This window comes from Sphingorhabdus rigui, from assembly GCF_014196595.1.
Lineage (GTDB): Bacteria > Pseudomonadota > Alphaproteobacteria > Sphingomonadales > Sphingomonadaceae > Sphingorhabdus_B > Sphingorhabdus_B rigui.
This window is the reverse complement of record NZ_JACIEA010000001.1, coordinates 507,563-529,821: the sequence shown is the minus strand read 5'-3', so window position 1 is coordinate 529,821 and position 22,259 is coordinate 507,563. Positions and strand designations below refer to the sequence as shown.

At 56.3% G+C, this 22,259-nt stretch carries 18 protein-coding genes and 1 tRNA gene; 11 read left to right on the top strand and 8 right to left on the bottom strand.

All coding sequences use genetic code 11. From position 1 onward, the window contains the following. Positions 1 to 15: 15 nt before the first annotated feature. Both GGR91_RS02500 and GGR91_RS02495 read right to left on the bottom strand, forming a co-directional pair. The gene (locus GGR91_RS02500) at positions 16 to 1,056 is read right to left on the bottom strand and encodes a phytase (RefSeq protein WP_183939738.1); all 1,041 of its coding nucleotides are present in this window, start codon (positions 1,054 to 1,056) and stop codon (positions 16 to 18) included. Then, positions 1,056 to 3,875, bottom strand: coding sequence for a TonB-dependent receptor (locus tag GGR91_RS02495; protein ID WP_183939736.1), 2,820 nt, complete (start codon positions 3,873 to 3,875; stop codon positions 1,056 to 1,058). The genes GGR91_RS02500 and GGR91_RS02495 overlap by 1 nt, the downstream gene beginning before the upstream one ends. Before the next feature lie 201 nt (positions 3,876 to 4,076). Between GGR91_RS02495 and GGR91_RS02490 the strand changes: the two genes are divergently transcribed. After that, positions 4,077 to 6,227: an RNA degradosome polyphosphate kinase gene (locus GGR91_RS02490; RefSeq protein ID WP_183939734.1), complete on the top strand. Its 2,151-nt coding sequence runs from the start codon at positions 4,077 to 4,079 to the stop codon at positions 6,225 to 6,227. 5 nt (positions 6,228 to 6,232) lie between these two features. Beyond that, entirely contained in the window at positions 6,233 to 7,687 is a 1,455-nt protein-coding gene (locus GGR91_RS02485) for a Ppx/GppA phosphatase family protein (protein ID WP_183939732.1), read from the top strand. 15 nt (positions 7,688 to 7,702) lie between these two features. Here the strand turns inward: GGR91_RS02485 and GGR91_RS02480 are convergent, their stop codons facing one another. Together GGR91_RS02480 and ubiA are read right to left on the bottom strand one after the other, a co-directional pair. Further along, entirely contained in the window at positions 7,703 to 8,722 is a 1,020-nt protein-coding gene (locus GGR91_RS02480) for an aldo/keto reductase (protein WP_183939730.1), read from the bottom strand. Positions 8,723 to 8,734: 12 nt separating this feature from the next. Continuing rightward, positions 8,735 to 9,646, bottom strand: a complete 912-nt coding sequence (gene ubiA / locus GGR91_RS02475) for a 4-hydroxybenzoate octaprenyltransferase (protein ID WP_183939728.1) — start codon at positions 9,644 to 9,646, stop codon at positions 8,735 to 8,737. An 84-nt stretch (positions 9,647 to 9,730) separates the two neighbouring features. Here ubiA and GGR91_RS02470 point away from each other — a divergent pair, with 84 nt between their 5' ends. From GGR91_RS02470 to GGR91_RS02455, 4 genes are all read left to right on the top strand, one after another. Beyond that, complete coding sequence (locus GGR91_RS02470) at positions 9,731 to 10,474, top strand: 16S rRNA (uracil(1498)-N(3))-methyltransferase (protein WP_183939726.1); 744 nt, start codon at positions 9,731 to 9,733, stop codon at positions 10,472 to 10,474. Positions 10,475 to 10,581: 107 nt separating this feature from the next. Beyond that, positions 10,582 to 11,955 carry a glutamate--cysteine ligase gene (locus GGR91_RS02465; protein ID WP_183939723.1) on the top strand — a complete coding sequence of 458 codons (1,374 nt, stop codon included), beginning with the start codon at positions 10,582 to 10,584 and terminating at the stop codon, positions 11,953 to 11,955. 152 nt (positions 11,956 to 12,107) lie between these two features. Then, positions 12,108 to 14,450: a TonB-dependent receptor gene (locus GGR91_RS02460; RefSeq protein ID WP_183939721.1), complete on the top strand. Its 2,343-nt coding sequence runs from the start codon at positions 12,108 to 12,110 to the stop codon at positions 14,448 to 14,450. A gap of 104 nt (positions 14,451 to 14,554) precedes the next feature. Next, positions 14,555 to 14,630, top strand: a tRNA-Trp gene (locus GGR91_RS02455). A 15-nt stretch (positions 14,631 to 14,645) separates the two neighbouring features. Here the strand turns inward: GGR91_RS02455 and GGR91_RS02450 are convergent. Further along, entirely contained in the window at positions 14,646 to 15,032 is a 387-nt protein-coding gene (locus GGR91_RS02450; protein ID WP_183939719.1) for a hypothetical protein, read from the bottom strand. 9 nt (positions 15,033 to 15,041) lie between these two features. Continuing rightward, positions 15,042 to 15,947 (bottom strand): DUF808 domain-containing protein, encoded by a 906-nt coding sequence (locus tag GGR91_RS02445; protein ID WP_183939717.1) that lies wholly within the window; start codon positions 15,945 to 15,947, stop codon positions 15,042 to 15,044. 228 nt (positions 15,948 to 16,175) lie between these two features. On the opposite strand from GGR91_RS02445, the gene secE reads away from it, so the two are divergent. From secE to rplA, 5 genes are all read left to right on the top strand, one after another. Further along, entirely contained in the window at positions 16,176 to 16,376 is a 201-nt protein-coding gene (gene secE / locus GGR91_RS02440; RefSeq protein WP_183939715.1) for a preprotein translocase subunit SecE, read from the top strand. 43 nt (positions 16,377 to 16,419) lie between these two features. Next, positions 16,420 to 16,956: a transcription termination/antitermination protein NusG gene (gene nusG / locus GGR91_RS02435; protein WP_183939713.1), complete on the top strand. Its 537-nt coding sequence runs from the start codon at positions 16,420 to 16,422 to the stop codon at positions 16,954 to 16,956. A 28-nt stretch (positions 16,957 to 16,984) separates the two neighbouring features. Beyond that, positions 16,985 to 17,917, top strand: coding sequence for an acyl-CoA thioesterase (locus GGR91_RS02430; RefSeq protein WP_183939710.1), 933 nt, complete (start codon positions 16,985 to 16,987; stop codon positions 17,915 to 17,917). A gap of 172 nt (positions 17,918 to 18,089) precedes the next feature. Then, positions 18,090 to 18,521 carry a 50S ribosomal protein L11 gene (gene rplK / locus GGR91_RS02425; protein ID WP_183939708.1) on the top strand — a complete coding sequence of 144 codons (432 nt, stop codon included), beginning with the start codon at positions 18,090 to 18,092 and terminating at the stop codon, positions 18,519 to 18,521. A gap of 4 nt (positions 18,522 to 18,525) precedes the next feature. Continuing rightward, positions 18,526 to 19,221, top strand: coding sequence for a 50S ribosomal protein L1 (gene rplA / locus GGR91_RS02420; RefSeq protein ID WP_183939706.1), 696 nt, complete (start codon positions 18,526 to 18,528; stop codon positions 19,219 to 19,221). Between the two features lie 20 nt (positions 19,222 to 19,241). Here the strand turns inward: rplA and GGR91_RS02415 are convergent, their stop codons facing one another. After that, positions 19,242 to 20,798: a sodium:solute symporter gene (locus GGR91_RS02415; RefSeq protein ID WP_183939704.1), complete on the bottom strand. Its 1,557-nt coding sequence runs from the start codon at positions 20,796 to 20,798 to the stop codon at positions 19,242 to 19,244. 55 nt (positions 20,799 to 20,853) lie between these two features. After that, positions 20,854 to 22,215 (bottom strand): aromatic ring-hydroxylating oxygenase subunit alpha, encoded by a 1,362-nt coding sequence (locus GGR91_RS02410; RefSeq protein WP_183939702.1) that lies wholly within the window; start codon positions 22,213 to 22,215, stop codon positions 20,854 to 20,856. Between the last annotated feature and the right edge of the window lie 44 nt (positions 22,216 to 22,259).

Below are 22,259 nucleotides of genomic sequence, written 5' to 3'. Positions count from 1 at the left end.
GACGACTATTGCAACCTAGTGTTTTGCCCACCCAAAAGCAGCGACGACATCTGCCCAACTGACCAGCTTGAAATTCTGCGTGGCCGGGCGATTGTCGCCATCCTGAACAACCAAAAGCCCGCTGGGAAAATCAGATCCAAAATCACCCAGCATCAGCTCGATGCCGTCGGTTTCTTGGACGCCGTCAACTTTACCGTCGTTAATGCGAAAGCGGCCGACATATTTTGCTTCGGGAAGTTTATAGAGAGCATAAGCATTATCGCCTTGGCTCGAAACGACGACATAGCCGCCATCACTGCCAGATGGAGCCAGCGCAACGCCTTCGGCATCCATGACGATTTCGTTGCCATCGGCTTTGGCGATTGCGGTGGGTATCGTGGAGCCGTCTGGCGACGCATCAAATTGCCATAGGCCGACATCTTCTTCGGCAACGTACAATATCCCGGTTCGGTCATCGACCACACAGCCCTCGGACTGCGTGCCAAGCTTCAGACTGCGGACACGCTTTCCGGTCGGGACAGCGCCGTTGGTGTCAATCGCGATTTGGTCGATGCGACCATCTTTCAGAACGACAAATCCGAACAGCGCCTTGTCACTGGCGCGCTGCCACAGACACATGCCATAGGCTTCGCCCGCACCGACCGCTATCGAACCCAGCGGGACCAAGCCTTTGGTATCGGTATCCAGCCGGAACATCGCCATCTGTGCCTGCGCAAGGTCCTGACGGTCGCTGGCGGCGACGAGCACACCAATGCTGCCTCCGACATCGCGCAGGTCGACATTGTTGAGGCGTGGCGACGGCGTAAAACTAACCTGACGGCCTTGCAAATCATAGACATGAATGCCCGCGCGCTTATCGGTGCCGACAATCAGGCTTTGGGCTGGATACGCCGCATTCCGCCAAATTGCCGGATCATCGGCCGCATCGTCTACGCTCGCAACGGGCTGCGTTTCCAGCCTTGCGCTGACCGATGCCGTCGAAAGCGGGCTCATCGCCGGCTGCGGCGAAGCGCAACCGGCGAGGAGGAGGACCGATAAGACGCGGAAATCGCGCATTAGAAGTTTACGCGAATACCACCTGAGTAACGGCGACCGAAACTTTCCCATTCAATCGTATACCGGTTGGTGAACGGGGTCGAAACGCCCTGCGCATTCAGGATATTCGACGGGTCGGAATAGCGACGGCCAGGATTGTTCAACAAGTTTGCAGCATCAAAATAGATTTCGATACCATTGGAAATTTCATAGCGTGCCGAAAAATCGAGCTCGTCATCTTCTGCCCAATATGTATCGCCTGCGCTATCGAGATTGTCGGCAAAACCATCTGCCCAAGCGGTCCGGTTTTGGTACTGCAAACGCAGCGACAGACCATATTTCTCATAATATGCGCCGACATTATATACGACCTCTGAAGTCCCGGGCAGTGGCACCTTCCGCTCGGGCGAGATGGTGACACCTGCCGCATCCAATATGGCGGGTTTCGTCACTTCGCTGTCATTGTACGTGGCGTTGGCGGTGATGCCAAAGCCACCCATCCAATCGGGCAAGCCAAGGTCGCTCACATAAGGATCCAACTGGAACTGCGCAGCCGCTTCCACACCGCGTACGCTGCCTGAACCTCCGTTGGTAATCCCGCTGAACGCGTAACCCGAACGATCAACACCGTTGCTGTCGAGCGCATTTGAACCAAATGTGCTGCGCGACGTGTACAATACATCCTCTACCTTTTTGTAGAAGGCACCGATCATGAAATAGCCCTGTGGTTGGACATAATATTCATAATACGCATCGACGCCATAAGAACGCTCTGGCTTAACACCGGGGTTACCGCCCGAGATGCGCTGGTTGCTGTCATCAATCACAACATTGGGACGCAGCTGATCATAATCCGCACGTGCAGCGCCGCTGGTGAAGCCAATGCGCAGTTTCTTGTCGGTATCGACGTCGAAATTGAGATGCATGCTGGGGAATACCAGCGTTCCGCTATTTTCAGCGGTTACAGGCCCAGTGACCGTACCAACCGTCGCAACCGCAGTGCCGCGATTTTTCACACGTTCAATACGCGCACCACCCACGGCTGAACCCCAGTCATAGCGTACTGTGCCCATCAGGTAGCCGGCCATAACCTCTTCCTGAACGTCGTAGATATTTCCGAGCGCGGGCGTGAAGGTAAAATTGGTGCGTGCAGCGTCGCTTGCCGCGCGCATTTTATCCGCGTCGAAATAGCGGAAGGTATATCCCATCGGTATCTTGCCCTTGAAGGGTGTATCAAGGCTGAAACCATTATAGCTTGTCGATATTCCGATGGTCGCAAATTGCGTTGCGTTATTGAGCGCCATGCTGCTTTCATCAACGGTTTTGGTGCGCTGATCAAACTGGAAGCCAGCCTTCAACACTGCGTCTCCGCCCAAAAATTCGGTTTCGCGCGAAACAACGAACTTCGCGGTATAGGCCTTTGTGGTGTCCACAGCGTCGAGTATATTCATCGACGCCAGCGGCTTGGTAAAGCTGTCAATGTCGGTAACGGGCGTACCCGCCTCATAACGCGTTGGGCTGCTCAGCTGGACCGTGGTGAATAACCGCAAACGGGCAAGGCTCGGGTCCGTGAAGTCATATGCAACCGTTGGACGCAGGTTACGTGTGCTTGGGCTATCCCAGGTTGTTTCGCCGATAACAGAACGGTCGTCCTTGGATTCTGTATAATTGCCAAGCCAGTTGAGTTTCCAGCCATCACCAAATTCATGCGTACCTTCGATGGTGTTGGTAAAAATCGACTGTTCAAACGCACGAAGTGTTGAGCGCTGGCGAATGTCGATGCCATAAATTGTGCCTTGGAACGGTGTATTTCCAATGCAGACATCCGCATAGCCCGTCGTGGTTGGCGTTGGGTTTACCGCCGTTCCGCACGCGGCGGTATTGGCCACCAAGTCACCCTGACGGTCATCAAGGTCGAAGCGGAAATTGTCCCGCATTTCGTCGTCGGTGAAGGTGGTGTAAATTGAACGCAGCGAAATGCTATTGTCGGCATTCGGCTTCCAATCCAGTCGGCCCGAGAGCGACCAGTTGCGGCGTGTCAAACGATACAGCTTGTTTTCCGTTTCCTGTGCCCAGAACCGGTTGAGCGAATCTGGCCGCTGATCCTGCGACACCCGTTCGTAATCCGTCTCGAAATTGTCCGTTATCATTGCGCGCTGATAATAGCTGCCCGACACCAGTACGCCGATTTCACCTTCACCAGCGGGGACACGCGTCGAAACGACGGCCGAACCTTCATATTGCGGGCGGTTGCCAAGCTCGGCAATGCCATACCCAGCCTTGCCCGCAAAATGGAACCCGTCATAATCGAACGCTGAACGCGTGATGACATTGACGTTACCCGACACGGTTTCGCCCGGCATGTCTGGCGTGACAGCCTTGGACACGATGATTTGCGCCGCGATGGCGGAAGGAATGGAGTCAAACCGCGCGTCACGGCCTTCAGGGCTGACGACATTGATGCCGTCGAACGACAATGTGGTCCAATAGTTCGGCGCGCCGCGGATGCTGATATAACGGGCCTGTCCTTGGTCACGTTCAACCGCGACACCGGGAAGACGGCCCGTCGCCTGTGCGATGTTCTGGTCAGGAAGACGGCCCGCCGCGTCAGAAGACACAACGCTCACTAAGGAGTCTGAATTTTTCTGCACCTGCAAAGCGGCCGCTTCTGATTCCGCAATTGGTCGTGAACCTGTGACGACAATCGCGTCACCATCCGCTGCATCTGCCGCTGGCGCGGCCTGCGCCATGGCTGCAACTGGGAAAATTGCGAGCACCGCAGCGCTGCACAGCATGGCGCTACGAACGAAAGCGCGCGAATTTATGAACCGACTTTGCATATATTTGCCCCCAATAACCGTCAAACAATGTTAAACATTATGTCGCGCATTAGGCGGGGGTTGTGACTCGGCGGCATATGGACGATGACAATTTGGCGACAATGCTGTTACAGCATGTGCAACCGCGGAAATCGGTGCCGTAAATATGTCATGTTTTCATGGCAATTCGCCGCGATAGATATTTAAAAAGGATCGTTTTTCGTGAAGCCCGCGCCCGGTTCAAGCACAGTGAAGCCCCTGAAAACGCCTGCTGATGCCCGCTATTTTAACCGCGAATTATCTTGGCTAAAATTCAACGAACGCGTGCTGGAAGAAGCGGCGAATCCAGCACATCCGCTGCTTGAACGGCTGCGCTTTTTGTCGATTTCCGGCACCAACCTTGACGAATTTTTCATGGTCCGCGTGGCGGGATTGCGCGGCCAACAACAACGGAAAATTGAAGAACTGTCGATCGACGGCCGCACCCCGTCTGAACAGCTGACCGCCACCGTTGCCGCCGCCGACCGCCTCATGATCCAGCAGCAAAAGCTGTGGCGCAAATTGATGCGCGAGCTATCGGCAGAGGGCATTAAGGTCGTTGAACCGTCCGCCCTTGGCAAAAATCTTCAAGCTGCGGTCGGCACATATTTTCAGGAACAGATTCTTCCGGTTCTAACGCCGCAAGCGCTTGATCCCGCCCACCCGTTTCCGTTCATCCCCAATCAGGGTATCAGCCTGATTTTCGACATGCGCCGGAAAAATGATGGCGAAGTCGTGCGCCAGTTGGTGATGATCCCGCAATCGCTGGCGCGCTTCATCCGGTTGCCTGGCCCCGGCACGCGCTTTGTGACGATTGAGGCGTTGATTAAGCATTTTGTCGGGCAGATGTTTCCGGATTATTTGCTTGTCGCAGCCGGTGCCTTCCGCGTTATCCGTGACAGCGATATCGAGGTTGAGGAAGAGGCCGAAGATCTTGTGCGCTATTTCCGCAGCGCCATCAAACGCCGCCGTCGTGGCCGGATTATCCGGCTAAAGCTGGAAAAAGGGCTGCCCGCGGAATTGGCGACCTTAATCCGGTCAGAGCTTGGCGCTGGCGCGTCCATCGTCGTCGAAACCGTTGGTTTTTTGGGCATCGGCGACCTTGGGCAATTGGTGGACGAAGATCGGCCAACGTTGAAATTCCCGCCATATTCGCCGCGCTTTCCCGAACGCATTTTGGAACATGATGGCGACTGCTTTGCCGCGATCCGCCAAAAAGACATCGTCGTTCATCACCCCTATGAAAGCTTTGACGCAGTGCTCGCATTTTTGCAGCAAGCGGCGGCTGATCCGGATGTGGTTGCGATCAAGCAGACATTGTATCGTGCAGGAAAGCAGTCCGCGGTCATCCGCGCTTTGTGTGAAGCCGCCGATGCCAGCAAATCCGTCACCGCTATCGTCGAACTAAAGGCGCGGTTTGACGAAGAGCAGAATTTGCACTGGGCTTCGCAGCTTGAAAATTCCGGTGTTCAGGTTGTCTACGGCTTTGTCGATATGAAAACCCACGCCAAAATTTCGCTGGTCGTGCGGCGCGAGGCGGATGGATTTCGGACCTATTGCCATTTGGGCACCGGCAATTACCACCCCATCACCGCGAAGGTCTATACCGACATCAGCTTCTTCACCGCCGACCCGCGCGTCGGACATGATGCGGGGCAGATCTTCAATTATATCACCGGCTATATCCCGCCGACAGAGCTCAAGCTTTTGACGATGAGCCCGCTTGGCCTGCGCGAAAAAATCATGTCGCTGATCGATGATGAAATCGCGCATGTTGCGGCAGGCCGGTCGGGCGCTGTCTGGGCAAAGCTGAACTCGTTGGTCGACAAGGCCGTGATCGACAAATTGTACGAAGCCAGCGAAGCGGGCGTCGAGATTGACCTAATCGTGCGCGGCATTTGTTGTCTGCGGCCCGGGGTGAAGGGCATGTCGTCGCGCATCCGCGTAAAGTCTGTCGTTGGCCGTTTCTTGGAGCACAGCCGCATTTGGGCGATGGGCAATGGCGCGGACCTTCCCAATCCCGACGCCAAAGTGTTCATCTCGTCGGCGGACTGGATGTCGCGCAATTTCGACCGCCGCGTCGAATATATGCTGCCGATCGAAAACCCGACCGTGCATGACCAGATTCTGGATCAGGTTATGGTTGCAAACCTGCTCGACAACCAGCAAAGCTGGATGCTGCGGTCAGACGGCCGATATGAGCGAGTCAAAGCAGGAACCATGCCTTTCAATTTGCACCATTATTTTATGACCAACGCGTCATTATCGGGACGCGGAGGCGCGCTTGCAGATGACAAGAAGGTTCCAACGCTGCGCCTCATCCGACAAAGATGAAGGCGGTGCGTCAGGCCGTCATTGATATTGGCTCCAACACAGTACGACTGGTCGTTTATGCGGGTCTGCCACGTGCGCCGCTGCCGATTTACAATGAAAAAAGCCGCGTAAAACTTGGCGCGTGTCTCGCTGGCGATGGCATCATCGATAAAGCCACAATGAAAAAGGCTTTGGCCGCCTTGGCGCGCTTTGAAACGCTGGCGAGAGCGATGAAGGTCGACACGATGCGCGTGGTCGCCACCGCCGCAACACGCGAAGCCAAAAATGGCCATGAACTGGTCGAAAAAGCAGCGGCGCTCGGCATTCATGTGGAGGTGCTCGATGGCGATGCCGAAGCAACCGCGGCCGGGTTCGGCATATTAAGCGATAACCCACATGCCAATGGCTATGTCGGCGATCTTGGCGGTGGCAGCCTTGAGCTTATTCGCATATCCGACGGCAAACTGGGCACGCGCGTGTCCCTGCCGCTGGGCACATTGCGGCATGACATATTGAAGGGCAAAACAACCAAGCAGATTACGCAAATGCTGCGCGATGATATTGCCAAAGCGATGGGCAAAGCGGGTTTCCCCATCGAAACCGGCCTGCCATTTTATATGATCGGCGGATCGTGGCGGACATTCGCACGGCTGCACATGCACCACAGCGGATATCCGCTGACCATCCTGTCCAATTATGAAATGCCCGCCGACGCGCCCGAAATGATGATGGCGATGGTGAACGACAAGGACGCGTTAACCCGCTCCAATGTCGTTGCCACAGGCCGTATTTCTGCGCTGCCGGGGGCGAATGCGTTGCTCGCGGGCATATCGGGCCTGCTGAAACCAAGCAAGCTCGTCACCAGCATCTATGGCCTGCGTGAGGGATTGTTGTTTGAACAGCTTACCCCCGCCGAGCGCCAAGACGACCCGCTGATCGCCGCCGCGCGTTTTGAAGGCGAACGGCTTGGCCGGTTTCCATTTCATGGGGACGCGTTGGCGCAATGGATTGCGCCGGTGTTCGCCGGACAAAGCCCCAATGATGCGCGGCTGTGCCGGGCCGCCTGTTTGCTGTCCGACAGCGTGTGGAACGTAAATCCCGAATATCGCGCGGACCACGCGCTCGATCTGGCATTGGACGGCAGCTGGCCCGGCGTGAACGCAAGTGACCGCGCGGTGATAGCGGCGGCGCTGTGGACGGTGCATGCCGGAAAGCGGACCTTGCCCGAAATGCTCACGGCACTGGCCACACCCGGCGCGCTCGCGCAAGCGGTGATCTGGGGCCTCGCCATCCGTCTGGCCCACCGGCTTGATGGCGGCACCGGCGGCGCGCTGGCCGACAGCCGCATTGACGGCGACGGCACAACGCTGCGCCTGCACCTCACCGGCTCCGCCGTGCGGCTTCAGTCCAACAGCGTCCAGCGCCGTTTGCAGGCATTGGGCGAAGCTTTGGGCTACGCACAGGCGGAGATTTTGGGCTGACGCCAGCGCGTGAAATCACCCCATCGGGTACAAAATTTCTTTCGTTACCTTGTGAATGGCGGTCATCACTTCGGCGCTGAGTTTCAGGTCAATCGCGGCGAAAATATCGTCCAGCTGATCTTCCGTGCTGACACCCACAATTGTGGACGCGACAAAGTCATGTTGCTTTGACCATGCGGTCGCCAGCGTCACCGGTGACATGCCGGCTTCCTTGGCGATCTCCACAATCCGCATCGTGCTTTCCAACGCGCGTGGTCCGGCAAATCGCTGCGCCATTTCGGCCTGACGTGCGCCAGTCATTTCCAGATAGCGCGAGAAACGTGCGCCTTCGGGTCGTGCGCCGTCCAGATATTTGCCCGACAAGACGCCGCCGCCCAATGGCGAATAGGGGAGCAGTGATACGCCTTCCTGACGGCAGACTTGCTTCAGTTCATCTTCGAACCGGCGGTTATTGATGGAAAAGTTGTTCTGGATGCTGTGATAGCGTGCCGTGCCCAACCGCTCCGATGTCGCGAGCGACTTCATAAGGCCGTAGCTTGTTTCATTCGAGCACCCCAGAACGCGGACTTTTCCGGCGCGCACCAGCTCGTCGAGTGTTTCCATCGTTTCGTCATAGCCGGTGCCATGGTCTGGCCAGTGGGTTTGGTACAAATCGATATAATCGGTCTGCAGACGGCGCAGGCTTTCTTCAACCGCGGTGACGATGTTGTGACGGTCGAGCGCCGTCATCCCGCCGCGCTTTGGCGATTTGAACCATGTGTGGCTTGGGCCCGAAACCTTCGTTGCCATGATGATGGCGTCGCGGTTTTTGCCCTTCATCCAGCGGCCAACAATGTCTTCTGTCCGGCCAACCCATTTGATGTCGGGCGGCACCGGATAGCCTTCGGCGGTATCGAAAAAGTTAATGCCCGCGTCCAGACAGCGGTCGAGTATGCGGTGCGCCGCCGCTTCATCGGTTTGCGACCCGAATGTCATCGTCCCCATGCAGATGTCTGAGACGTAAACGGCACTTTTGCCAATGCGACGATGTTCCATATTCTTCTCCCCCTAATATTGTCCGGCCGCACCCACGACCAAAAATGCGAGCGCCGCGAGTAACCCCGTCATGCGGTTCGACCTGAAATGGCCAAGGGCATTGCTGCCATCGGCCTGTAATGAAGCCACTTGCATGACCAAATGAAGGGCAGCAGGCAAAAGCGCAATCAATGCCTGCTGTTCCGGCCGAACGCTCCATATCGCCATGCCCCAGCCGGAAAGCGCAAGCAGATAAAATGTAGCCACCCCTGCCCGCACGCTGCCACCCAAGCGCAAGGCGCTCGACTTAATCCCCACCAGCGCGTCATCTTCGCGGTCCTGCATGGCATAGATCGTGTCATAGCCCACAACCCAGAATATCGTGCCTGCGTACAGCCAGAACATTGCGACATCGGCCTGACCCGCAATGGCAACCCAACCCACCAAAGCGCCCCAGCTGAACACCAGCCCAAGCCAAAGCTGGGGCCACCATGTGATGCGTTTCATAAATGGATATGCCGCGACCAGCAGTAGGCTTCCCAACGCCAAAAGCTGCGCATTCCAGTTCAGCTGCAGCAAAACGGTCAGTCCGACCAGCGCCAGTAGCATCAGCCACGCCCATGCCGCTTTGCGTGAGATCAACCCGCTGGCCAGCGGGCGATTTGCCGTGCGGGCAACCTGCGCATCCAAGTCACGATCAATGATATCATTATAGACACAACCCGCGCCGCGCATCGCCACAGAACCGAGCAACATCCACAGCGCCAAGTCCCAACGCGCAATCAGCCCGCCCGATAGCCCCAAGCCAAACACGCATGGCCAGAATAGCAACCACCAGCCGATCGGCCGGTCAAAACGCGCCAGCAACGCAAAGCCCCGCAGCTTTGCCGGGAGCAGTTTCATAATGCCGGTATATTCGCTGTCGGGCACAAGTTGCGTGGTCATCGGAATGCCCTGCCAAAATTTATCCCGTTCGTCATCTGGAAGTTGGCAGATGACGGCGCGGCGTTTTGTGTTTATGCACACACCATGCCCGCAACACCCGCCTGGCCCCCAAAATCAACGCCGCGGCTGTTTGTCGAACAGCCGTTGGCCGAGGGCGCGACTTTAAACATCAGCGGCAACAGCGCCCATTATCTGATCGGCGTGATGCGCTTGAAAGAGGGCGCACCTGTTAAATTGTTCGATGATGTTTCGGGCGAATATCTGGCGACCGTCACCGAAACGCACAAACGCGACCTTGTTTTGACCGTGGACGCCAAACTGCACGACCGCGAATTCACCCCCGACCTTTGGATTTGCCAGGCGCTCATCAAAAAAGACCGGTTTGACTGGATCGCCGAAAAAGCCTGCGAGCTTGGCGTTGCGCGATTTGTGCCTGTGCTTACGGCACGCTGTGTTGTCGACAAGGTAAAAGAAGACCGGCTGCGCGCGCATATGATTGAGGCTGCAGAACAATGCGAGCGGACCGCCTTACCCGTGATTGACCCGCTTGCGCGCATCGACGCACTGCTTGCGAAATGGCCAGCCGACCGAACGCTATATTTCTGCGATGAGCGCGGCGGCGAGCCTTTTTCCGACGCGACCCGTCCCGGCCCTGGCGCTGTTCTGATTGGACCCGAAGGCGGATTTACCGATAGTGAGAATGCCGCAATCCGGGCGCATCCTTGTGCGCGGCCGGTGTCGCTGGGCCCGCGTATCTTGCGCGCAGATACCGCCGCTGTTGCAGCGATTTCTGTGTGGATGTCCAAAAATGGCGATTGGGCGGCTTAGTCCCCTGTGATGCTGCACGCGCACCGCGTTGCGCCTTTACCGACGCCCCGTAACCGTGCTGACGGAATTTTCTGGCAATATAGCCGCTACATTTCTAAACCGCGCGCATGAGCACAAAAACTGTTTCGGACCGCGAAGATCCCGTCATCGAAACGCGCGATCAACTCATCGCCGCGATTGCCAAGGGCGAAAAGCCTAAGGACCGCTGGCGCATTGGCACCGAACATGAAAAATTCGTCTATAACCGCACGGATCATCATGCGCCCTCTTATGACGAGCCAGGCGGCATCCGCGACCTGTTGATGGCCATGACCGAATTTGGCTGGGAACCTGTTTACGAAAACGGCAAGGTCATCGCCATGAGCGGCACCGATGGCGCCGTCAGCCTTGAACCCGCAGGCCAGTTGGAACTGTCGGGCGCCCCGCTTGAAAACCTGCATCAGACCTGCGCGGAAACCGGGCGGCATTTGAAGCAAGTGAAAGCCATTGGTGACAAGACCAACACCAGCTTCTTGGGCCTTGGGCTTTGGCCCGACAAGACGCGGGCTGAATTGCCGATCATGCCCAAAGGTCGCTACGACATCATGCTGCGCCATATGCCGCGTGTGGGCAGCATGGGCCTCGACATGATGCTGCGCACCTGCACGATTCAGGTCAATCTTGATTATTCAAGCGAAGCCGACATGGCCCACAAGTTCCGCACCTCGCTCGCGCTTCAGCCGCTGGCGACCGCGTTGTTCGCAAACTCGCCCTTCTTGGAAGGCAAGCCAAATGGCTTTCTTTCTTACCGCAGCCACATCTGGTCCGACACCGATCCGCAGCGCACAGGCATGCTGCCGTTCGTATTCGATGAAAACTTCGGATATGAACAATATGTCGACTATATGCTGAAGGTGCCGATGTATTTCGTCTACCGTGACGGCAAATATATCGACGCATCGGGGCTCGATTTCCGCGACTTTTTGAAGGGCGAACTTTCGGTGCTGCCGGGCGAAAAGCCGACGGTTTCCGATTGGGAAGACCATATGTCGACCGCCTTCCCCGAAGTGCGGTTGAAAAGCTTCTTGGAAATGCGCGGCGCGGATGGTGGCCCATGGAACCGCATCTGTGCGCTGCCCGCATTCTGGGTCGGATTGCTGTACGATCAGGGCGCACTTGATGCCGCCTGGGACGAAGTAAAGCACTGGACGATGGAAGAACGCGAAGCCCTGCGCAGTGCAGTGCCAGCACAGGGCCTGAACGCAGCGATACCCGGTGGCGGCAAGCTCCTTGATCTCGCTGGCTGCATTCTTGATATCTCGTCATCCGGGCTTGCCGCGCGCAACCGACTGAATGCCAGTGGCGACAATGAAACCGGCTATCTGGACCCGCTGCGCGAGATCGTTGCCAGCGGCAAAACCGTTGCCGAACAATTGCTCGACAAATATCACGGCGAATGGGCCGGTGACATCTCACGCGTGTATGACGAGATGAGCTTCTGATATTTGGTGCTGAACAGCCACAGTGCGCCTAAAATTGCAGCTTTTCTGCAAAGCTTTGTTGATTCTCTGACAGCTACCCGTAAGGGGACGGGCTCGAATCAAGAGCGTGGTTATTGCACCCGCTCTTTCGTCCATCAACTCGGGAGAATCCTATGCGCTCTGTTCGCTCCATCATGGCATCAAGCGTCGCAATTGCGGTTGCCACTACCAGTCTTTTCATCGCACCCGCCGCCTTTGCGCAGGACGAGGCTGCGCAAAACAGCGCCGCCTTGGGCGAAATCGTTGTTACCGCGCAGCGTCGTGAAGAAAATCTTCAGGATGTGCCTTTGTCGGTAACCGCCGTAAGCGGTGACCAGCTGGGCGCGATTACCGCTGGCGGCGTCGATATCCGTGGCATTTCAGGCCGCGTGCCAAGCTTGCTGGTTGAATCGTCTTTTGGCCGCACCTTCCCGCGTTTTTACATTCGCGGCCTTGGCAACACCGACTTTGACTTCAACGCATCACAGCCCGTCAGCTTGATCTATGATGATGTTGTACTCGAAAACCCGATCCTGAAGGGCTTTCCAATCTTTGATATGGAGCGCGTCGAAGTTCTGCGTGGACCGCAAGGCACGCTGTTCGGCCGCAACACCACTGCCGGTATCGTGAAGTTTGACAGCGTAAAGCCAAGCGATGTGGCTGGCGGCTATGGCAAGATTTCCTATGGCCGTTTTAATGCGGTCAACGTCGAAGGTGGCTTTGGCGGCCCATTGGGTGAAAAAGTCAGCGTCCGCGTATCGGGCATGTACCAGCGTCAAGACGATTATGTCGACAATGTCATCCCAAGCAACACAACCAAGGATGCGTTCGAAGGTTATAAGGAATATGCCGCACGCGTTCAGTTCCTCGTCAAGCCAAGCGATGACTTCGACATTTTGTTGACCGGCCAGTTCCGGTCGCTTGACGGCACCGCCCGCTTGTTCCGCGCCAACGTGTTCACGCGCGGTCAGGAAGGTCTTAACACAAACTTCGACCGCTATCGCGTATCGACCGACGGTAAGAACGAACAGCGCGTCGACACACAGAATATGACTGCGCGTATGACCTATGATGCTGGCGCAGTATCGTTCATTTCGGTCACCAGCTATTGGACTGGCGACGCGACCTCGGTTGGCGACGTTGACGGCGGCTTTGGCGCCAATTTCTTGCCACGCAATCTGTATGGCCCGGGCGAGATTCCGTTCACTGCCGAAACCCGCGACAGCGTGCCAACCCTAAAGCAGTTCACGCAAGAATTCCGCGTCGCCAGCAACAACGACGGCCCGTTGAGCTATCAGGCGGGTGTGTTCTACTTTAATGAAAATCTGGACATTGTTTCGGAAAACTACTCGACCATGGGTGACCCGAATAACGCAGTGGACGGCGTGAACATTATCGTTTCGCAAGCGCAAAAGAGCAAAGCCTATGGCCTGTTCGGTTCGGCAACCTATCAGTTGACCGATCAGTTGAGCGTGACTGGCGGCCTGCGTTACAATGATGACACGCGTGACTTCGTTGCCGTGCGCAGCAAGGACACACAGTTCCCCGGCTTCCTGCAAAACCCGCTTGGCACGGTGCGCCGCGATGTCAGCGACAACAATCTGACATGGGATCTCAGCGGAACCTATGCCGCAACGGATGATGTGAACCTATATGCACGCGTTGCCCGTGGCTATCGCGCGCCATCGATACAGGGCCGCATCCTGTTCCCGCCAGCAACATCGACACCGCTGGAAAGCGGCGTAACTGTCGGCAAGTCGGAAACAATCACATCCTATGAAAGCGGTATCAAATCGACGCTGCTCGACGGACGTGCCCGTTTCAACATCAATGGCTTCTATTATGAACTGCAGGATGCGCAGCTGACGGCAGTTGGCGGCGGCGTGAATGCCAACCGTCTCATCAATGCCGACAAGGTGCGCGGCTATGGCTTTGAAGCGGACATCGAGTTCAAGCCTGTACCGCAATTGCTGCTGACCGCTGGCCTGAGCTACAACAACACCAGCATCCGTGATGCAGGCCTGACCACTGCAGCCTGTGGCGCAACGCGTGTCGATACGTTCCCGAACGTCTCGTTGTGCACACCGCTTGACCCAATCGTGGTTGCGGCAGCCCCGTTCTCGGCGGCTATCGTCAACATCGACGGCAACAGCCTGCCACAAAGCCCCAAGTGGATTGCCAATTGGACAGCACGTTACGGCGTGCCTGTAGGCGACGGTGAAGTCTATGCCTTCACCGACTGGGCATATCGTTCGAAGATCAACTTCTTCTTATATGAATCGGTTGAATTTCAGGACAAGCGCATGCTCGAAGGTGGCCTGCGCGTTGGATACAAGACCGATGCCTATGATGTCTCGGCGTTTGTCCGCAACATCACGAAGGATATTTCGGCAGTTGGCGGCATTGACTTCAACAACCTGACTGGCTTCGTCAACGAACCACGCGTCTGGGGCGTCGAAGCCGCGTTCAAGTTCTAACTTCCAACAATATCACGCAAGAACGGGGCGGGTTTGCGAAAGCAGGCTTGCCCCGTTCGCATATCGGCGTTAAGGGCCCAATTCTTCGCTGAAAAGCGGAGTGCAGGAGTTTAGCTCAGTTGGTAGAGCATCGGTCTCCAAAACCGAGGGTCGTGGGTTCGAGTCCCCCAACTCCTGCCATTTTATTGGTTCCGCCTATAATTTGGCCTCTTCGCGGTTCTTCATCCGCCAGCCCCAGATACTCAAAATAAACATCGCGGCATTCGATCCGAAGTCCAATGCCATCCAGCGGTTTAAAATGGGCAATTCATAAACAAAATAATAGTTGAAGCCGAAGAAGGGCAGCAGCGCGACGGCATAGGTCAGAAACGATGCGCGCGTGAACCGGCTAAACCAAATGAACAGGCCGCCCAAAACGGCTTGTGCGCCGAAACAACCGATAAGGAGCGCACTGGTCGCGCTTAAATGTTGATACGCCGGATTGATTGTCATCCGTTCGACCATATTGGGTGCAAACAAGCACCAGCCGCCCAAACCAAAATAGGGCAAGGCGATAAGGCGCTGTATGTGGATAGACTGCATCCGCGGCCTTCAATGCGCCTTGCGCTTGGGGATCATGTGATGGGCCAAGACGATCACGGCGCCAATGGCGAGCCCGACGACACCGCATAATGCGGCATCCGCAATCCAAGCCAATGCGCCTTCATGCAGGCCGAAAAACTCCGCGGGGTGGATGCCAAAGCCGTGGACAATAATCTGTCCGCCGACCCACAGCATCGCCGCGGTGCCGATGGTTGATAAGGCGGCGAGCAGCTTTGGCATCCCCTTCACCAGACCGCGGCCAATGGCCTGCGACCCGCCATTTTCACGCTGCGCCATGTGCAGGCCGATGTCGTCCATTTTCACAATCAACCCAACCACGCCGTACACCGCAATCGTGATGGCAATCGCAACAAAGGCCAGAACGCCAGCCTCAAGCCAGATCGACGTTGCAGCAAGGCTTTTCACTTCGTTCAGCGCAATCGCCATGATTTCTGCCGATAGGATAAAATCCGTACGCACCGCGCCCTTCACCATATTTTGCTCATGCTCGGCGCTGGTCAATTCAGCGAGTTCTTCGACCAAACTCTCTTCCTCATGCGGAACTAGTTTTTCCCAAACTTTTTCGGCGCCTTCGAAACATAGATACGCGCCGCCTAACATGAGGATCGGCGTAATGGCCCATGGAAGGAACAGGCTCAGCAGCAACGCAACCGGCAAAATAATGACCAGCTTGTTAAAAAATGAGCCCTTGGCAATGCGCCAGATTATCGGCAATTCGCGGTCGGGGGTGAACCCTGTCACATATTGCGGGGTAACCGCCGTATCGTCGATGACGACACCTGCGGCCTTGCTGCCTGCTTTACCGGCGGCAGCGGCGACATCGTCCACAGATGCAGCAGCAACCTTGGCAATTGTCGCAATGTCGTCGAGTAAGGCGGCAAGACCGGATGGCATGTAGACAAATTCCTTGATGTGATGAAGCGTCGAGGGATAGCCAAAAACGGCAGCAGTTCAAGGCCGTTCAGAACGGATGCGGGCGATGGGTGCATTCCCAAAGCCACTTGCCTCGCACCGAATCCATCGCTAAAGGCCTAGTCTTTCCGAAATCGGAACCTATATCGCTCTCGACCCGCCGGTCGGAGCGCTGGCGGCTATCCTCGGGATCGAACAGGAAGACAGTATATGGCAAAGACAAACCCCGGTGAGTTCATCCGTCAGGTACGGACCGAAATCGGCAAGGTAGTATGGCCGTCGAGGCAAGAAACCGTGCAAACCGCGATCATGGTATTGATCTTGACGATCATCTTGGCCGTCTTCTTTTTGGGCGTCGACGCGGTATTCGCCGCAATCGTAAAGGGACTGCTTGCGCTAGCCGAAGGCTAAGCCGCAGTCACTCGAAAGAGTTTTGGGGAAAAGAAGAGATATTATGGCACGCTGGTACATCATTCACGCTTATTCGGGTTTTGAAAACAAGGTCCGCGACCAGATCCTTGCTGAAGCAGAGCGTATTGGCCTCTCGCAGCTCGTGGAAGCTGTCGAGGTTCCGACCGAGCAAGTCACTGAAGTGCGCCGTGGCAAGAAGATCAAGGCCGAACGTAAGTTCTTCCCGGGTTATGTCCTTGCCAAGTTGAACATGAACGACGACGTTTATCACTTGGTCAAGAACACAGCCAAGGTAACGGGCTTTCTGGGCGCGGGTAACAAGCCGCAACCAATTAGCGAAGCCGAAGCAGCGCGCATTTTGAACACGAAACAGGAAATGGAAGCTGCGCCGAAGAAGCGCGTTTCGGTCGACTACGAAATCGGCGATCAGGTCAAGGTACTTGGCGGTCCATTCGCAAGCTTCAACGGTGCGGTCGAAGAACTCGACTTCGACAAGAACCGCGTGAAGGTATCGGTCAGCATCTTTGGCCGCGCGACACCCGTCGAACTGGATTTCGAAGAAGTCGAATTAATGAAGTGATGGCCTTCGCTGGCCATCTTTCTTCCCTATGACGTCTGCATTGTCGCCCGAACAGATACAGGCACGCATTGAAAAGGCGAACGCGGCGCACAGCGCGATACCTGCTGAAAAGCTGGTTCGTGGCCTTGTCCGCCTGTTCGACTTTTCCGCCGCAGACGAACCCGACGAATTCACCTTTCCGGCATTCTCTCGTGCATCGCGCGATCGCATTTTCGGCGGGCAGATTATCGCGCAAGCCATGATGGCCGCGGCGCGTACCGTGGACCCCGACAAACAAGTCCATTCGCTGCATGCCTATTTCTTGCGCGGTGGCAGCGAAGCCCTGCCGCTGCATTTTCGTGTTCACCGTGATTTTGATGGCCGCGCATTTTCCAACCGGCGCGTTGTCGTCCGGCAGGAAGGCAAGGTTATTTTCAACCTGACCGCGTCTTTCCAAAAGCCAGAGGCAGGCTTTTCACATCAAGTACCGATGCCTGACATACTGCCACCCGAAAAATGCTGGGATTATTCGGAGGCCATGGCGCGGAATCCCGATATACCGGACAATATGCTTGAGCGCATGGCGCATCCGCGGCCGTTTGAACTCCGCAGCTTTCGGCCCGCCGCAGATGCCAAGGCAACCAGCCATTATCAATGGTTCCGCTTGCGTGCGCCGATTGAGGGCGACCAGTTGATGCACCGCGCGCTACTGTCATTTGCGTCCGATATGGGGCTGCTGTCATCCGCGATGCTCCCGCATGGACTGCATTGGGTGACGCCCGGCCTTTTTTCCACCAGCTTGGACCATGCCATGTGGTTCCATAACGATGTTCAGGTCGACCAGTGGTTCGTGTATGTCATGAATAGCGACTGGACCGGGGGCAGCCGCGGCATCAATCATGGCTGGATTTATAGCGAGGATGGCACATTGGTCGCATCCGTCGTTCAGGAAGGTCTGCTGCGGCTCACACCGCCGGCATAACCGCGCAAAGGCTTGCATTATGCCTGCATTGCGGATAGTGGCACCGCTTCCCGGCGCAATAGCGACGTGATTCCGTGTGGGAGGACATCATCTGATGTCTGTTGGACCACTTAATTTGACCTGTTTCCGCCCTTTTAGGGCTGAACGGCGATAGAATGAAAGGACGCCATTCATGGCAAAGAAAATTGACGGCTATATCGGCCTGCAGGTTCCTGCAGGTTCGGCCACCCCATCCCCGCCAATCGGCCCAGCATTGGGTCAGCGCGGCGTAAACATCATGGAATTCTGCAAGCAGTTCAACGCTGCGACCGCTGACATGGAAAAGGGCACCCCGATTCCAACGAAGATCACCGTGTTCGCAGACAAGAGCTTCACCTTTGCGATGAAGTCGCCACCAGCGACCTACCTCATCAAGAAGGTTCTTGGCCTCAAGTCGGGTTCGAAAGAACCAGGCAAGATCACTGCTGGTACAATCACACGTGCGCAGCTGGAAGAAGTCGCAACCATCAAGATGGCCGACCTCAATGCGAACGACATGGACGCAGCAGTAAAAATCATCGCAGGCTCGGCTACCGCCATGGGCCTCGAAGTAGTGGAGGGCTGATCCGATGGCCAAGCTGACCAAAAAAGCAAAATCGCTCGCGCATTTGGATGCCGACAAGCTCTACGGCGTTGATGAAGCGCTGAAGTTGATCAAGGAATTGGCAACTGCCAAGTTTGACGAAACCATCGAAGTTGCAATGAACCTGGGCGTTGACCCACGTCATGCTGACCAAATGGTTCGCGGCATGGTTTCGCTTCCAGCCGGTACCGGCAAGGAAATGAAGGTCGCCGTCTTCGCACGTGGCGACAAGGCTACTGCAGCAACCGCTGCTGGTGCAGACAAAGTCGGCGCCGAAGATCTGATGGAAGACATGTTGGCCGGTAACCTTGATTATGACCGCGTTATCGCAACGCCGGACATGATGGGCATCGTTGGCCGCTTGGGTAAGACCTTGGGTCCAAAGGGCCTGATGCCAAACCCGAAGCTCGGCACAGTCACCATGGACGTTGCTGAAGCTGTAAAGGCTGCAAAGGCCGGTCAGGTTGAGTTCCGCGTTGAAAAGCAGGGCATCATCCACAGCGGCATCGGCAAGAAGAGCTTCTCCGACGCTGACCTGCGCAAGAACTTCGACGCGTTGATTGACGCCGTCATCAAGAACAAGCCAAGCGGATCAAAGGGCAAATATGTCCGCCGCGTTGCGGTCAGCTCGTCAATGGGCCCAGGCCTCAAGATCAATCTGGCGGACGTCGCTGGCGCTTAAGCCACGACATCAAACGAATATCAAAAGGGCTGGAGGGAAACCTCCGGCCCTTTTTCTTTGCCTGCTAGGCAAACCAAAAAGGCGACCGCCGTTCCAATACATAGCTGCCAAGGGAAGGCCAGCGCCTTCCACGCCGCAGGCAACCCAAGGCTATCCACGACATAATGCTGTTGCAGCAGGATCGTGACAAAGCCAGCCAGCAGAGCGGCAATCACCGACCATGTCGCCCCACGCTTCGTAAACACCACGGTACCATAGACGCCCAGCAAGCCCGAATAGGCAAAGACCATGACGCCAAGCACAAATTCGAGCAAAGGCGTGTCGCTGTAATGCTGCCAATAGAAACATAATATCGACATCGCAAACAGCGCACAGGCGAGCAATATCATCGCCGCGCGGCCGGCGTTGACATAATGCTGCTCGTTGGATGGTGCGCAACGCCGTTCCAGCCAAGGCCGATAAAAATCGTTTACAACCACCGCCGACATCGAAATCAGTCCGGAATTGATCGCCGCCGCCGCGATGACGCCCACGGTGACCAGCCCGCGCAAGCCGGGTGGGATTTCAGACAGAATGAACGACATGAAGACCGTGATTTTTTCGCCTGCGAACGCGTTAGTGGCGCCAACGCTCACGCCCATCAGGTCGGGGCGGTTGTAGAAAATGTGGAGCAGCGATCCTATCGCCATGAATAAAGCCACCACAGGGATTGCCGCCCACATGCTCGCATACAAAGCGCGCTTGCCCGATTGTGCATTTTCGCATGCCAAAAAGCGCTGCGTCGTGTCCTGATCGAGCCCGGCATTGCCGATATTGAGCAGCACGAGCCCGGTCAGGATCGCCCAAACGGTAAACGGCTTGGTAAAGTCGAACGACCAGTCAAACAAACGCAGCTTGTCCATTCCGTCGGGTGCAGATTGAAGCGCGTGCCAAATTTCCGGAGCAGGTGCCGGGATTTTCACCAGCAAAAAGATAAGCACCAGCACCGCGCCACCAAGGTAGAGCACGACCTGCACCAAGTCGCTCCAGATAACGGCATTCAAGCCGCCGAACAGTGTGAACACAACACCGAACACGACGAGGACCGCCGAGGCGATAACGATATGTTGCGGCTCAACATCAAGGAAGATGATCATCGAAACCGCAATAGCGGCAAGATACAGCCGTGCGCCGCTCGCCAAGATCCGGCCGACGAGATACATCCCCGCCGCCGCGCGCCTTGCGGTCGCGTCGAAACCGGCCTCCAGCAATTCATACACCGTGGCCGCACCGATTGCGTAGAAACGCGGTATCAGGAAACGTGCGACGATAAAGGCAGCGATGATCGCGGCAAAGTTGCTTGTGAGATAGCTATAATCACCGCGATAGCTGTTATCGGGGGCGCCGAGAAATGTTGCCGCTGACTGCATCGTCGACAGAACGGACACCGCAACCAGCCAAACCGGCGCATGATGCCCGGCGAGAAAATAGTCATCCGCCGTTTTCGTCCGCCGTGTCGCCCGATAGCCCGCAAAAGCCAGCAATGCGACATAGGCAAGCAATATGCCCCAGTCGTAAACGGTGAATGCTAATGGCATGAATGCTCCCCCAAGGCTGAGCCATTAACGGAACATGCCTGTTTGTTCAAATGCGCTACCGCGCCATATATGCATCCAGCGTTTCGTGGTAATGGCGTATGCGGCTTTCCTGATAGCGGGCCAATGTCACGCCCGGTTTCTTCGACGCGCGCAGACCTTTTTGGATCCGCTTCAGATTGTCGGTATCCTGATCCGCTACCATCGCGGCCGAACCAAGCTCCGGTGCGTCGGCCCATTTCTGATCCAGCCCCAGCATCGTCATTTTTGCCGGTTCCGGATGCGATCCGTCGGGGGCTTTGGAAAACAGGAACATGATTTCCATGATCGAGCTTTCGGGATCGTCGCCATTCGGGCGGAAGCGGTAGGTGATGGGCAACGCCTGCCCGCCCCACGGCACCATATTGGGGAAAAGCATATATTCGATCAGGTCGAGCGACTCTGAATCCGATAGGGCGGACATGTCGCGGCCAATTGAACGTGAAATCTTCTCCCGCGCACGTTCGGCCAGCTTGCCGCGCGCGGTTTCACCCTCGCCCACTTCAATGGGCTTGCCTGCAAAAAAGGGCACGTCACGGCGCATTTCCTCGATGGTTTGCTCTGGCGTGGTTGCGGGCTTCGATGGGCTGGCGACGCCCTGCACGCTGATCATCCGGCTGACATGGCGCACACCGGGCCACACGTCATATTGGGTGTTGCTGTCCCCATAATAGCTCAGCACCTGTCCATGCGCGAACGGCACATGATATGCCTCGACAAAAGCCTCCATCGCCAATTTCCAGTTGCATGGCATAATCTTGGCAACATGCGCCGCGACATAGCGGTCTTCCAGATTGAAGGACGCAAAATGCTCGGGCAGATTTTCGAGATAGGTTTCAAGAGGTTCGGCATCAGCATCAAAATTAATGAAAACAAAGCCGCCCCATGTGCCAACGCGCGCCTCGGGAAGGTTCATCTTGTCCTTATCAACATGCAGGAAATCCCATTGGCCGGGAATGACAGATAATGCGCCATCCAGCTTCCAAGTCCAGCCGTGGAAGGGACAACGAAACTGCTTAACGCACCCGCCTTCGGTGCGGAGCATCGTGCCGCGATGCAGGCATGAATTGATATAGGCTTTAATCTCGTCCGGGCCTGTTCGCACGACGATGAGCGAGTCATGCACGATGTCGTAGACCACATGGTCGCCAATATTCGGGATATGCTCCAGCCTGCACGCCAGTTGCCATGTCTTGCGCCAAACCTGCTCGACCTCGCGATCATGCCAGTCTTTGGCGAAGTAACGCGCAATAGAAACATCATCACTGCTTTGCCCAATGGCGGGTGATTCCACGCGCATGACCGCAGGCGCTGGATTACGATCGCCGTCGAACACTTCCTGAACCGATGGGCCTGGACGGCGCGCAATTATGTTGTCCAAAACGCTCTCCCTGATAACTCTTGCGCCATCCTGCCGTCATGGTA